The organism is Pseudomonas sp. TE21394, assembly GCF_054057835.1.
Genome location: NZ_JBSRZR010000001.1, coordinates 1,308,278 through 1,322,199 on the forward strand (window position 1 = coordinate 1,308,278; position 13,922 = coordinate 1,322,199).

Genomic DNA, 13,922 nt, shown 5'->3' on the forward strand with positions numbered 1-13,922 from the left:
TACCTATCACCATCGGCCCGGAACCCTTCCGGCCACCAAGAAAAACAACAGGTGAAACTATGCCAAGCGATCATTCCGCCGGCTCTCCGGCAGGTTCTTCCGTCGACTTCGAAAAGGTCGGCTCGGACTATTTCCAGCAACGTGAACTGAAAAAAGGTGCCGCCGGCTGGGTGCTGCTGGTCGGCCTCGGCGTAGCCTATGTCATCTCCGGCGACTACGCCGGCTGGAACTTCGGCCTGGCGCAGGGCGGCTGGGGCGGGATGTTCCTCGCCACCCTGCTGATGGCCACCATGTACCTGTGCATGTGCTTCTCGCTGGCCGAACTGTCGTCGATGATCCCCACCGCAGGCGGCGGCTACGGCTTTGCCCGCAGCGCCTTCGGCCCGTGGGGCGGCTTCCTGACCGGCACGGCAATCCTCATCGAATACGCCATCGCCCCCGCCGCTATCGCGGTGTTCATGGCGCGTATTGCCAGTCACTGTTCGGTGTCGGCGGCTGGATGATCTACCTGGCGTTCTACATAGTGTTCATCGGCATCCACATCTTCGGCGTGGGCGAGGCACTGAAGCTGATGTTCATCATCACCGCCATCGCCGCCATTGCCCTCGCCGTATTCCTGGTGAGCATGGTGCCCCATTTTGATGCAGCCAATCTGTTCGACATCGCAAAAACGGACGCCGTGGGCGCCAGCAGCTTCCTGCCGTTCGGCTACGTCGGCGTGTGGGCAGCCATTCCCTACGCCATCTGGTTTTTCCTTGCCGTCGAAGGTGTGCCGCTGGCCGCAGAAGAAACCAAGAACCCCAAGCGCGACCTGCCACGCGGGCTGATCGGCGCCATGTTGGTCTTGCTGGCCTTCGCCCTGCTGATCCTGGTGGTCGGCCCGGGTGGCGCGGGCTCCGAGGCGCTGAAGGCCTCCGGCAACCCGCTGGTTGAAGCCTTGTCCAAGGCCTATGGCGGCTCCACCTGGATGGGCGGCTTCGTCAACCTGGTCGGGCTGGCCGGGCTGATCGCCAGCTTCTTCTCGATCATCTATGCCTATTCCCGGCAGATCTTCGCCCTGTCGCGCGCAGGCTACCTGCCGCGCAAGCTGTCGGAAACCAACAAGAGCAAGGCCCCGGTCATGGCCCTTGTGATCCCCGGCATCATCGGCTTCGCCCTGTCGCTGACCGGCCAGGGCGACCTGCTGATCCTGGTGGCGGTGTTCGGTGCCACACTGTCGTACGTGCTGATGATGGCTGCGCACATCACCCTGCGTATCCGTCGGCCGAAGATGGAGCGCCCGTATCGTACCCCCGGAGGCATCTTCACTTCGGGCGTGGCCCTGGTACTGGCCTGCATCGCCGTGGTCGCCGGTTTCCTCGTCGACCCACGGGTGGTGATTGGCGCCGCAGTGATCTATGCGGTATTAATTGCCTACTTTGCTTTGTACAGCCGCCACCACCTGGTAGCGGGCACACCGGAAGAGGAATTCGCCGCGATCCAGAAGGCCGAAGAGGCCCTGCACTGATCGCCGCCACCCGCCGCGGGGCAACCCGCGGCTCTGGAGAGTCTGTATGGCAAGTTTCGTACACACGGTGGGCCACCTGGTCTACCGCTTCGACAGCCTCAAGGAAGTGATGGCCAAGGCCAGCCCCGCCCGCTCGGGGGACTACCTGGCGGGCGTCGCCGCCAGCAACGACGGCGAACGGGTCGCCGCGCAAATGGCCTTGGCCAATATTCCGCTGACGCATTTCCTCAATGAAGCACTGATTCCTTACGAAGAAGACGAAGTCACCCGGCTGATCATCGACACCCACGATGCCCAGGCGTTTGCGATTGTCAGCCACCTGACCGTGGGCGGCCTGCGCGATTGGCTGCTCAGTGATGCCGCCAACGAGGACAGCTTGCGCGCCCTGGCGCCCGGGCTGACGCCGGAAATGGCCGCAGCAGTGTCGAAGATCATGCGTGTGCAGGACCTGGTGCTGGTGGCGCAGAAGATCCGCGTGGTCACGCGCTTCCGCGGCACCATGGGCCTGCGCGGGCGGCTGTCGACCCGGCTGCAGCCCAACCACCCGACCGACGAGCCGGCCGGCATCGCCGCCAGCATCCTCGACGGCCTGCTGTACGGCAACGGCGACGCCATGATCGGTATCAACCCGGCCACCGACAGCATCGCTTCGATCTGCGCGCTGCTGGAAATGCTCGACGCCATCATCCAGCGCTACGACATACCCACCCAGGCTTGCGTACTGACCCACGTGACCACGTCGATCGAGGCGATCAACCGTGGCGTGCCGCTGGACCTGGTGTTCCAGTCCATCGCCGGTACCGAAGCGGCCAACGCCGGCTTCGGCATCAACCTCAATGTGCTGCAGGAAGGCTACGAAGCGGGCCTTTCGCTGAAGCGCGGCACGCTCGGGCAGAACCTGATGTACTTCGAAACCGGCCAGGGCAGCGCGCTGTCGGCCAACGCCCACCACGGCGTCGACCAGCAAACCTGTGAAACCCGCGCTTATGCCGTGGCCCGCCATTTCAAGCCGTTCCTGGTCAACACCGTGGTCGGCTTCATCGGCCCGGAATACCTGTACAACGGCAAGCAGATTATCCGCGCCGGCCTCGAGGACCACTTCTGCGGCAAGCTGCTGGGCGTACCGATGGGTTGCGACATCTGCTACACCAACCACGCCGAAGCCGACCAGGACGACATGGACACCCTGCTGACCCTGCTGGGCGTGGCCGGGATCAACTTCATCATGGGCATCCCTGGTTCCGACGACATCATGCTCAACTACCAGACCACCTCGTTCCACGATGCGCTGTACGCGCGCCAGACCCTGGGCCTGAAACCCGGGCCGGAATTCGAGGCCTGGCTGGCCCGCACCGGCATCTTCACCCAGGCCGATGGCCGGGTACGCTTTGGTGACAACCTGCCGCCGGCGTTCCGCCAGGCCTTGGCACAGCTTGCATAGGGATGACCATGGACCATCGCACGCCTAACCCCGACAACCCCTGGCTGGCCCTGCGCAACCTCACCCCGGCGCGCATAGCCTTGGGCCGAGCCGGCACCAGCCTGCCAACCGACGCGCAGCTGGACTTCCAGTTCGCCCATGCCCAGGCGCGCGACGCCGTGCACCTGGCGTTCGATCACGCCAGCCTGGCTGCCCAGCTGGCTGACCGCGGCCGCGAAAGCCTGGTGCTGCACAGCGCTGCCAGCGACCGCAACCAATACCTGCAACGCCCGGACCTAGGGCGGCGCCTGAACGAGGACTCGGTAGCGACGCTGCGCCAGCACGCCCAGGCCAACCCCGGCGGTGTCGACCTGGCCATCGTCGTCGCTGACGGCCTCTCGGCCCTGGCCGTGCACCGCCACACCCTGCCGTTCTTGGCCCGCTTCGAGGAGCAGGCCGCTTCCGACGGCTGGACCAGCGCACCGGTGGTGCTGGTGCAGCAGGGCCGTGTGGCGGTGGCTGACGAGGTTGGTGAACTGCTGGGTGCGCGCATGACGGTGATGCTGATTGGCGAACGCCCGGGGCTCAGCTCGCCCGACAGCCTCGGCCTGTATTTCACCTACGCGCCGAAGGTCGGCCTGACCGATGCCTACCGCAACTGCATTTCCAACATCCGCCTGGAGGGGCTGAGCTACGGCATGGCGGCGCACCGCCTGCTGTACCTGATGCGCGAAGCCTGCCGGCGTCAGCTTTCCGGAGTGAATCTGAAGGACGAAGCCGAAGTCCATAGCCTCGAGAGTGAACATGGCGCCGACCAGAAGGCCAACTTCCTGCTCGGCGAAGGGTAAGAAACCTGTAACGGAACGCCGATTGCACTTGCGCCGCGCATTGGGCAGCATGCCCGGGAAGGCTGCTGGCAATCCGCTGTTTCTAATGGACTATGAGGGCCGCACATGCGCATCATCAAGGCAACCCTGGAACACCTCGACCTGCTCACGCCGATGTTCGTCAAATATCGTGAGTTCTACGGGCAGCTTCCCTACCCCGACAGCTCGCGCAGCTTCCTGGAAAAGCGCCTGAAGCGGGATGAGTCGGTGATCTACCTGGCCTTGCCGGATGACGACGACAGCAAGCTGCTGGGTTTCTGCCAGCTCTACCCGAGCTATTCGTCACTGTCGCTGAAACGGGTGTGGATTCTCAACGACATCTATGTGGCCGAGGATTCGCGGCGCATGCTGGTGGCCGACCGCCTGATGCGCGAAGCGAAGAAGATGGCCAAGGACACCAACGCGGTGCGCATGCGGGTATCGACCAGCAGCGATAACGCAGTGGCGCACAAGACTTACGAATCCATCGGCTTTCGTGAGGATAATGAGTTCAAGAGCTATATCCTGCCGATCAGCCAGGATTGAACCTTTCGGCTTTGTCGCGGGCACGCCCGCGACAAAGCCGGTACAGGAATACCCCCCTGCCGTAACCCCCCGCTACAAACTCCCCGGGCATGTTCCCGACTTCGCCGTATAATGGCCCATCTGTCATGTGTGAAATTTTACCCATCGCCAGGTAACCGAGCCTACGCCCCAAGAACACAGGTGCTGTACATGGATTTCAACCCGCTGGACCTTATCCTGCATCTCGATGCCTACCTCGATCTGCTGGTCACCAACTATGGTCCCTGGATCTACGCCATCCTGTTCACCGTGATCTTCTGCGAAACCGGGCTGGTGGTGATGCCCTTCCTTCCAGGCGATTCGCTGCTGTTCATCGCCGGGGCCGTAGCCGCGGGTGGCGGCATGGACCCGCTGCTGCTGGCCGGCCTGCTGATGGCTGCGGCGATCCTCGGCGACAGCACCAACTATGTGATCGGCCGTACGGTCGGCGAGCGCCTGTTCAACAAGCCCAACTCGAAGGTCTTCCGCCGCGACTACCTGCAGCGCACCCATGACTTCTACGAACGCCACGGCGGCAAGACCGTGACCATGGCGCGCTTCCTGCCGATCCTGCGCACCTTCGCCCCCTTCGTCGCCGGCATCGCCCACATGCATTACCCGCGCTTCCTCGGTTTCAGTGTTGCCGGTTCGCTGCTGTGGGTCGGTGGTCTGGTAACCCTGGGTTACTTCTTCGGCAACGTGCCATTCATCAAACAACACCTGTCGCTGATGGTTGTGGGCATCATCATCCTGTCGCTGGTGCCGATGATCCTCGGCCTGCTGCGTGGCCGCCTGGGCCGCACGGCCAAGGCCCACTGAAGCCGGCCGATGTGGTCGTTCAGCGCCTGGCGGCGCAAGCGCACCCTGGCGCGCTACCCTATCGCCCCCCAGCAATGGCAGGCCGTGCGCGCACGCCTGCCGATCCTGGACGGCATCACTGACGAAGAGGACCGCTGGCTGCGTGAAGCCTGCATCCTGTTCTTGCTGGACAAACACCTCACCTGCCTGCCCGGCGTCGAACTGGACGACGAGCAGCGCCTGCTGCTGGCCGTCCAGGCGCAGTTGCCGTTGCTACATCTGGGCGAGCTGAACTGGTACCAGGGTTTCCACGAGATCATTCTCTACCCCGACGACTTCAAGAGCCCCCAGCGCCACCGCGATGCCAGTGGCGTGGAGCATGTCTGGGATGGCGAACACAGCGGCGAGGCGTGGCAACAGGGCCCGGTCATCCTGGCCTGGAATGGCGTGCTGGCCAGTGGTGGCTGGGAAGCCTACAACCTGGTCATCCATGAGCTGGCGCACAAGCTCGACATGCTCAATGGCGATGCCAACGGCCTGCCACCACTGCACAGCGGCATGTCTGTGGAAGAATGGGCAAGCGCCATGCAACAGGCCTATGACGACCTCAATCGCCAGCTGGACAATGACCCCGACGCCGAAACCGCCATCGACCCTTATGCGGCGGAAAACCCGGCCGAGTTCTTCGCTGTCACCAGCGAGTACTTCTTTAGTGCCCCCGACCTGCTGCAGCAGGCTTATCCAAAGGTCTACCACCAGTTGTCGCAGTTTTACCGCCAGGACCCGCTGGCACGCCTGTGCCGGCTGCAGGCCGAACACCTGGAGTACCGCGCAAGCCACGCCTGACGGGGCCGCACATCAGGCCAGGCGTGGCATGCCCCGGCAGAATGTGCCTATAATCGCGGCCACTTTTTTGGTCAAACACGGGGGCACTGCCCAATGAGCTACAGCAAGATTCCGGCGGGCAAAGACCTGCCGAACGACATCTACGTCGCCATCGAGATCCCGGCCAACCACGCGCCGATCAAATACGAGATCGACAAGGACAGCGATACCCTGTTCGTCGACCGTTTCATGGCTACCCCGATGTTCTACCCAGCCAACTACGGTTTCATCCCGAACACCCTGGCTGACGACGGTGACCCGCTGGACGTGCTGGTTGTTACCCCTTACCCGGTTGCCCCAGGTTCGGTTATCCGCGCCCGTCCGGTTGGCGTGCTGAACATGACCGACGACGGCGGCGGCGACGCCAAGGTCATCGCTGTGCCTCACGACAAGCTGTCGCAGCTGTACGTCGACGTGAAGGAATACACCGACCTGCCAGCCCTGCTGATCCAGCAGATCGAGCACTTCTTTGCCAACTACAAAGATCTCGAGAAGGGCAAGTGGGTCAAGATCGAAGGCTGGGAAGGCGCCGACGCCGCCCGTGCCGCGATCACCAAATCGGTGGCTGCCTACAAGGGCTGATACCGGTTGCTTGAAGAACCCCGCCCTGGCGGGGTTTTTTATAGGCAGTCGCAATTGGCCGACCGCCGCGCGCAGCCGTAAAAATTCTCACAGAGTCCTACTCCAACACCCTACAAATTTTGGGTTTCGTACAAATCTCGTCAACATCCGGTTGATATCCTTGCTGGCACCCCGCCGCTACACTCGCCGCCATGAACACATCCGGTGACCGCCTCAAGGCCCTCCTCCACGAATGTGGCCTGACCCCATCCGATTTCGCCGCCCTGCGCAGCGTCACCCCCCAGCACGTCAACAATTGGTTCAACCGCGGTGTGCCGCTGGCCCGACTGGACGAATTGGCCGACCTGTTCTGCGTGCACCGGCGCTGGCTGCACACCGGCGAAGGGCCCAAACATATCAACCCGATCCCGCGCAACCCTGCCCCGGTACCGGTGCCCGTCGACTCGCCCACGCCACTGTCGGCGCATGGTGGACGGGCCCTGAAAGTTCCCTTTTACCAGGTGCGCAACGGCCTGCTCTCGCCCGAACCCGGCAAACACCTGTGCCTGCCCCTCAATGCCCTGAAAAGCCTGGGGGTGCAGGCCGACAACGCCATCTGCCTGGGCATGCCCGGCAACAACATGGCCCCGCTGATTCCACAGCAGGCCACCCTTGCCATCGACCTGGGGATGATCCGGGTGGTTGAGGGCGAAACCTATGCCCTGCTGCATAACGGCGCGCTCAGGGTGAACAACCTCAGCCTCGGCCAACACGGCACGCTGTACCTGCACAGCCATGACCGGCACAGCTATGCCGTCGAACGCTATACCGCCGCGCAGCGTCAGGCGCAGGGGCTGGAAATTCTGGGCTGGGTCTTTCACTGGTCGTATTTTCGTCAGCAACGGCCAGGCTGAAACAACCTGTGCCATTTTTTGCTGGGCATCCCGTGCGCACCCTTGTATGCTACGCCGCACCTTCAGCCCCGACCGGCGCATGCCGCGGTCCAGAGGGCTCGGCGATATCCCACACGGGCATCTGCCATCCTTTCAGGCCCTTGATGGCCACACAGTTAAGGCGATTGCGGCTTACCATAAATTAGCCGGAAGCGTCCCCGAGAAGCCGGCCACAAGCCGGCTTTTTAATGCCCCTCCCTAGCCCCCTCCCCGCCTCCAGAGCCACGCGTACACCTCGCCTGCGCAAGCTGACTGAAAAGTAATGTCGCGCTCAGCCAGATGACAGCCCGGGCCGACTAGCCTGCAAGCTGTTGGTGCTTTATCGAAAACAATCGACTGACTGGACGCAACGGCATGCAAAGCAAAACCACGAGACGCTCATTCGTCAAAGGCCTGGTCGCCACCGGACTGCTTGGCGGGTTGGGCATGTGGCGCGCGCCGGTCTGGGCGGTGACCAGCCCTGGCCAGGCGAATGTGCTGACAGGCACCGAGTTTGACCTGTACATCGGCGAACTGCCGGTGAATTTTACCGGCGCGAAACGCACGGCGATGGCCATCAACGGTTCCGTGCCCGGCCCCATCCTGCGCTGGCGCGAAGGCGACACCGTCACCCTGCGTGTGCGTAACCGGTTACAGCAGGACACCTCCATCCACTGGCACGGCATCATCCTGCCGGCCAACATGGACGGCGTACCGGGCCTGAGCTTCCACGGCATCGCCCCCGACGGCATGTACGAGTACAAGTTCAAGGTCCAGCAGAACGGTACCTACTGGTACCACAGCCATTCCGGCTTCCAGGAGCAGGTCGGGGTTTACGGCGCCGTGGTCATCGATGCGAAGGAGCCCGAGCCGTTCACCTACGACCGGGACTACGTGGTAATGCTCAGCGACTGGACAGATGAGGACCCTGCCCGGGTGCTGTCCAAGCTCAAGAAGCAGTCGGACTATTACAACTACCACAAGCGCACGGTGGCTGACTTCGTCAACGACGTCAGCGAAATGGGCTGGTCTGCTGCGCTAGCCGACCGGAAGATGTGGGCCGAGATGAAGATGAGCCCCACCGACCTCGCCGACGTGAGCGGCTACACCTACACCTACCTGATGAATGGCCAGGCCCCGGATGGCAACTGGACGGGCGTGTTCAAGCAGGGCGAGAAAATCCGCCTGCGTTTCATCAACGGCTCTGCCATGAGCTATTTCGATGTGCGCATTCCCGGCCTGAAAATGACCGTTGTCGCGGCAGACGGGCAGCACGTCAAACCCGTTTCGGTCGACGAGTTCCGCATCGCCGTTGCCGAAACCTACGACGTCATCGTCGAACCCGACAGCGAGCAGGCCTACACCATTTTCGCCCAGTCCATGGACCGTACCGGGTATGCCCGCGGCACCCTGGCTGTCCGCGAGGGCTTGCAAGCCCCTGTTCCGGCCGTGGACCCACGTCCCGTCATTTCCATGAACGACATGGGCATGGAACATGGCGGCATGGCCGGCATGGATCACCGCAGCATGCCTGGCATGGACCATGGCAGCATGACTGGCACGAACGGGACCATTCAGCGTCACCCGGACTCCGAGACCAACAACCCGCTGGTCGACATGCAGACGATGACGCCGACGCCAAAGCTGAGCGATCCCGGCATTGGGCTACGCAACAATGGCCGCCGCGTACTCACCTATGCCGACCTGCGCAGTACCTTCCCGGACCCGGACGGCCGCGCGCCCGGCCGCACGATCGAGCTGCACCTAACCGGGCACATGGAAAAATTCGCCTGGTCCTTCGACGGCATCAAGTTTTCCGATGCCGAGCCACTGCGCCTCAAGTATGGCGAGCGCCTGCGCATCACCTTGGTCAACGACACCATGATGACTCACCCCATCCACCTGCACGGCATGTGGAGCGACCTGGAGGATGAGCAAGGCAACTTCATGGTGCGCAAGCACACCATCGATATGCCGCCTGGCTCGAAACGGAGCTACCGCGTCACTGCAGATGCCTTGGGGCGTTGGGCCTATCACTGTCACCTGCTGTTCCACATGGAAATGGGCATGTTCCGCGAAGTCCGTGTCGACGAATGAACTGGAGATCCGAGATGAGCAAACCGATGAAACCAAGCGCGTTTTTCCTATCTGCCGCGATGGCAGGCCTGTTTGCTGTCCATGCACCCTCCTCGTGGTCAGGCGACACCAGCAAGCAGCCGGCCAACGCTGAAAGCGCCAAAGGCGCACACCGCATGGATCAGGGCAACATGCAAGGCATGAGCCATGACGTTATGAAAGGCATGGATCACAGCACGATGAAGGGTATGAACCATGACGCCATGAATGACGTGAACCATGGCGCGATGAAAGGCATGGACCACGGCAAGATGATGGAATCGCATGGCAGCGACAAAGCTAAGGCAGGGAAAGATGCTCAATAGCCTGGCACGACCATCGCTGCTGGCATTGAGCGTTGCCCTCGGCGTACTGGGCATTGCGCCCAGTTTCGCCGCTGGCGAAATGGACCATTCGGCCATGGGGCGGGAATCGATGCCAGGCATGGACCACGGCACGATGGACCACGGCAGCATGCAGGGTATGGACCACAGCGAGATGGAACATGGCAGCATGCAGGGCATGGACCATGGCGCCATGGACCATTCGACGATGCCCACCGGCTCGGCAGAAGACGCGACGACGACCAGCCGTACCCCGATCCCCGTATTGACCGATGCGGACCGCCAGGCAGCCTTCCCCCCGTTGGCTGGGCACCAGATGCATGACAGCGCGATCAACGGCTTCCTGCTGCTGGATCAGCTGGAGTACCAGGATGCGGACGAAGGCAGCACGCTGGCCTGGGATGCATCCGGCTGGATAGGCGGCGATATCAACCGGCTGTGGGTCCGTTCCGAAGGCGAACGTACCAGCGGCGTGACCGAGGATGCGGAATTGCAGCTGCTATACGGCCGCTCGGTCAGCCCCTGGTGGGATGTGGTTGCCGGGGTGCGCCAGGACTTCAAGCCCGAATCGCCCCAGACCTGGGCGGCATTCGGTGTTCAGGGCATGGCGCTGTACGATTTCGAAGCCGAAGCCACCGCATTCATTGGCGAGAACGGCCAGACTGCTGCTCGCCTGGAAGGCGACTATGACATCTTGCTGACCAACCGCCTGATCCTGCAGCCAACCGCTGAAGCCAACTTCTACGGCAAGAACGACCCGACGCGCGGCGTGGGTTCCGGCCTGGCCAACACCGAGGTCGGGCTGCGCCTGCGCTATGAGATTGTCCGCCAGTTCGCCCCCTATATTGGCATCACCTGGAACCGCTCCTATGGCAAGACCGCCGATTTCATCCGTGATGAAGGTGGTGATGTAGATGAAGCGCGTTTCGTCGCCGGTATCCGTATGTGGTTTTGAGAACCTGCCATGAAAAGAGCAATAACAACGCTTGTTGTGGCTGGCGCGGTCACCTGCGCGGCAGCCCTGGGTGCCGCGTACTCAGGCCTGGTCAATGTCGGGGCCGACGATCCCCACTTCCCTGCCGTACATGCATTTCTGGCAATGGCACGGGACCGCTCCATTGCAGTTCGTGCCCGGGACATCGTGGTGCCAGACCTGCAAGACCAGGCGTTGATCCGCACCGGCGCCGGTAATTACAACGCCATGTGCATCGGCTGCCACCTGGCCCCGGGCGTGGAAAAGACCGAGCTCAGCCAGGCGCTGTACCCCTCGCCGCCCAACCTGGCCACCGGCGGCATCGACGGCGACCCTGCCGCAGCTTTCTGGATCATCAAGCATGGCATCAAGGCCACCGGCATGCCGGCCTGGGGCAAGAGCATGGGCGACGAATACATCTGGGGCATCGTGGCCTTCCTCGACCAGTTGCCCAAGCTCGACGCCCAGCAGTACAGCGCGCTGGTAGCGAGCAGCAGCGGCCACCGCCATGGCGGTGGCGAAAGCGAAATGCACAACCATGAAAACCAGAACGACAGCCACGCGACGGGCGGTTCAGAAGCGCATCATCCGGCGCCCGGTGTTCCAGTGCCGAAGACACACACGCACCGCGATGGGAAGCAGCACGTCCATGGAAACTGAAGGCCACCCGGTCCGAAAATGGCGCCTGCACGCACCGGGAAAATTCTGATTATCAGAAGTCGTACCGCGCCCCAACCATCATGCTCCGCGATGGTCCGTAGAAATTGAACGTCGAGGTCGACCCCACCCGCGACAGGTAGTCCCGGTCGAACAGGTTGTTGATGTTGAAGGTGGCCGTCAGCTTCGAGGTAACCGGGTACGACAGCATTGCATCCACCGTCGCATAGCCTGGCGCGTCGATACGCACACCGCCGTTCTCGGAGTAGAAGTTACTCATCGCCGAAATACCGCCACCGATGGCCAGGCCGTTCAGCAAACCTTGGCTGATGGTGTACTTGCTCCACAGCGATGCCTGGTTGCGCGGCATGATGAAGAAGGTGGTTTCGGCGTCGCCCTTGAGGGTTTCGGTTTCCATCCAGGTGTAGCCGGCCAGCACTTCCCAGTTCGGCGTCAGCTTGCCGCTCACTTCCACTTCGGCGCCCTTCACACGGGTCTTGCCGGATGCAACAGCGTCATTGGTAGCCACACCGTCGGCGTCATACACGGTGGTCGCGCGGTTCCTGTCGGTCAGGCGGAACACCGAGAGGCGCGTATTCAGGTCGCCGCCGAAGTAGCTGCTCTTGAGACCGAACTCGTACTGCTCGCCCTCACGCGGCTTGAGCACCCGGCCATTACTGTCGGTGTCGGACTGCGGCTTGAACACCTGCGAATAGCTGGCGTACAGCGCATGGTTCTCGGTCAGGTCGTAGACCAGGCCGCCATACGGGGTGAAGTGGCCATCCACGCGCTTGCTGTCGTTGGTGGTAGCGCCGCTACTGAGGGTGGTTGTGTAGAAATCACCGCGGTACCAGCTGAAGCGGCCCCCGGCGATCAGCGCCAGACGCTCGACCGGGCGGAAGGTGACCTTGGAGTAAAGGCCGTATTCCTCTTCCTGTGTGCCGGTCTCGGTGCTGTAGTTGGGCGATGGCTTGGCAAACTGCTTCGGCGAGTAGGTATTGACGTTGATGGCGCCCAGGTTGGTGGTGCCGTTGAGGTACTCGGTGTCGTAGTTCTTGTAGTCGCTGCCGACCACGAACTCGCTGACCTGGCCGAAGGTTTCGAACGGCTGGCTGTAGCTGGCGTCCAGCGAGTAGGTGTCCTGGGTGAAATCGCGGGCGCTGGCGCGCTCGGAGTTGGCGCCAGTGCTGCCGTTGGTCGCGGTGAAGGCGTACAGGTAATTGGTGTCGCGGTGCGAGCCACGGGCAGCGACACGGCCATAGCCGCCGTTGTCGAAGCGGTGGGTCAACTCGGCGACCAGGTCGGTGGTCTTGCCGTCGAAGTAGTTCCAGTCCGCGCCAAGGAAGCGGGAATGGCTGAAGTCGGGCACTTCGCCGCCCAGTGTAGCCGGGTAGCCGTTGTGCGGCGTGATGTTCTTCACTTCGTGAATCAGGCCGAACGACAGGGTGGTGGCTTCGTCCAGGTCGACGTCCAGCGCACCGTAGTAGCTGTTGCTGGTGTTGGCGTTGTAGTCGACCTCGCCATTGCTGTCGTCACGCGAGGCGATGAAGCGCCCGCGTACGCGGCCGGCATCATCCAGCGGCCCGCTCAGGTCGATTTCTTCGTGGTTGGTGTCCCAGGTGCCATAGCTGCCTTCGACGTGGCCATGGAACTCGGCGGTCGGGCGCTTGCGCACCATGTTGACGATGCCGCCCAGTTCGCTGGTACTGCTGAACAGCCCGGCCGGGCCACGCATGATCTCGACACGGTCGAAAGCCGCCAGCGACGGTACTGTACCGAAGATGCTGGCCATGGGCGCCGGCAGGCCGTCGATATTGAACTCGCTGTACTCGTAGCCACGGGCGTAGATCGACGAACGGCCACTGTCGTTGGTCAGGGTTCGCAGGCCGGCGGTGTACTTGGCCAGGTCATCAAGGTGCACGAACTGGCGGTCCTTTACATAGTCCTGGGTGTAGACGGTGATCGATTGCGGGATGTCCTTGAGCGCTGCAGGGGTCTTGGTGCCCACGGTGGCGGCATCCACGCTATAGCCGCCGGTTTCTTCCGACGGCAGCATGTCGTACAGGCGATTGCCTTCGATGGTCAATGCCGGCAAGTCGAGCGCGCTGTCGTCGGCCGGCGCCCGGGTTGCTACCGTCTCGGCCAGTGCCGTCAATGAAAACGGCGCCAGCAACCCCAGCACCAGCCAGCCCCGAACCGGTCGCCGGCACCCCATACTCCTGAAACTGCTCATGTCACACCCTCGCCCCAATGACAATAATTCGCAAACGAAACAAGTTGCTTTTTGCGAACGATACCGA

Annotated in this window: 12 protein-coding genes and 1 pseudogene; 12 read left to right on the forward strand and 1 reads right to left on the reverse strand. The window is 62.6% G+C overall.

The window, feature by feature from the left end; translation table 11 throughout:
- Positions 1 to 59: 59 nt before the first annotated feature.
- From eat to ACVWZT_RS06125, 12 genes and pseudogenes are all read left to right on the forward strand, one after another.
- Positions 60 to 1,507, forward strand: a pseudogene (gene eat / locus ACVWZT_RS06070) (ethanolamine permease).
- A 46-nt stretch (positions 1,508 to 1,553) separates the two neighbouring features.
- Complete coding sequence (locus ACVWZT_RS06075; protein ID WP_296235507.1) at positions 1,554 to 2,948, forward strand: ethanolamine ammonia-lyase subunit EutB; 1,395 nt, start codon at positions 1,554 to 1,556, stop codon at positions 2,946 to 2,948.
- An 8-nt stretch (positions 2,949 to 2,956) separates the two neighbouring features.
- A complete protein-coding gene (gene eutC / locus ACVWZT_RS06080) occupies positions 2,957 to 3,775 on the forward strand; it encodes an ethanolamine ammonia-lyase subunit EutC (protein ID WP_457468597.1) in 819 nt (272 codons plus the stop codon).
- A gap of 105 nt (positions 3,776 to 3,880) precedes the next feature.
- A complete protein-coding gene (locus tag ACVWZT_RS06085; protein ID WP_296235505.1) occupies positions 3,881 to 4,339 on the forward strand; it encodes a GNAT family N-acetyltransferase in 459 nt (152 codons plus the stop codon).
- Positions 4,340 to 4,528: 189 nt separating this feature from the next.
- Positions 4,529 to 5,176, forward strand: coding sequence for a DedA family protein (locus ACVWZT_RS06090; protein WP_296235504.1), 648 nt, complete (start codon positions 4,529 to 4,531; stop codon positions 5,174 to 5,176).
- Positions 5,177 to 5,185: 9 nt separating this feature from the next.
- Complete coding sequence (locus tag ACVWZT_RS06095; RefSeq protein WP_457468599.1) at positions 5,186 to 6,001, forward strand: M90 family metallopeptidase; 816 nt, start codon at positions 5,186 to 5,188, stop codon at positions 5,999 to 6,001.
- A gap of 93 nt (positions 6,002 to 6,094) precedes the next feature.
- Positions 6,095 to 6,622 carry an inorganic diphosphatase gene (ppa, locus tag ACVWZT_RS06100; RefSeq protein WP_003255365.1) on the forward strand — a complete coding sequence of 176 codons (528 nt, stop codon included), beginning with the start codon at positions 6,095 to 6,097 and terminating at the stop codon, positions 6,620 to 6,622.
- 191 nt (positions 6,623 to 6,813) lie between these two features.
- Positions 6,814 to 7,515: a LexA family transcriptional regulator gene (locus tag ACVWZT_RS06105; protein WP_296235502.1), complete on the forward strand. Its 702-nt coding sequence runs from the start codon at positions 6,814 to 6,816 to the stop codon at positions 7,513 to 7,515.
- Between the two features lie 393 nt (positions 7,516 to 7,908).
- Positions 7,909 to 9,630 carry a copper resistance system multicopper oxidase gene (locus ACVWZT_RS06110; RefSeq protein WP_457468602.1) on the forward strand — a complete coding sequence of 574 codons (1,722 nt, stop codon included), beginning with the start codon at positions 7,909 to 7,911 and terminating at the stop codon, positions 9,628 to 9,630.
- The gene (locus ACVWZT_RS06115) at positions 9,627 to 9,974 is read left to right on the forward strand and encodes a hypothetical protein (protein ID WP_457468604.1); all 348 of its coding nucleotides are present in this window, start codon (positions 9,627 to 9,629) and stop codon (positions 9,972 to 9,974) included. The genes ACVWZT_RS06110 and ACVWZT_RS06115 overlap by 4 nt, the downstream gene beginning before the upstream one ends.
- Positions 9,964 to 10,947 (forward strand): copper resistance protein B, encoded by a 984-nt coding sequence (locus ACVWZT_RS06120; RefSeq protein WP_296235499.1) that lies wholly within the window; start codon positions 9,964 to 9,966, stop codon positions 10,945 to 10,947. The genes ACVWZT_RS06115 and ACVWZT_RS06120 overlap by 11 nt, the downstream gene beginning before the upstream one ends.
- Positions 10,948 to 10,956: 9 nt before the next feature.
- Positions 10,957 to 11,625 (forward strand): c-type cytochrome, encoded by a 669-nt coding sequence (locus ACVWZT_RS06125; protein ID WP_457468606.1) that lies wholly within the window; start codon positions 10,957 to 10,959, stop codon positions 11,623 to 11,625.
- 52 nt (positions 11,626 to 11,677) lie between these two features.
- On the opposite strand, the gene ACVWZT_RS06130 is transcribed toward ACVWZT_RS06125, so the two are convergent.
- Positions 11,678 to 13,855, reverse strand: a complete 2,178-nt coding sequence (locus tag ACVWZT_RS06130) for a TonB-dependent siderophore receptor (protein ID WP_296235497.1) — start codon at positions 13,853 to 13,855, stop codon at positions 11,678 to 11,680.
- Between the last annotated feature and the right edge of the window lie 67 nt (positions 13,856 to 13,922).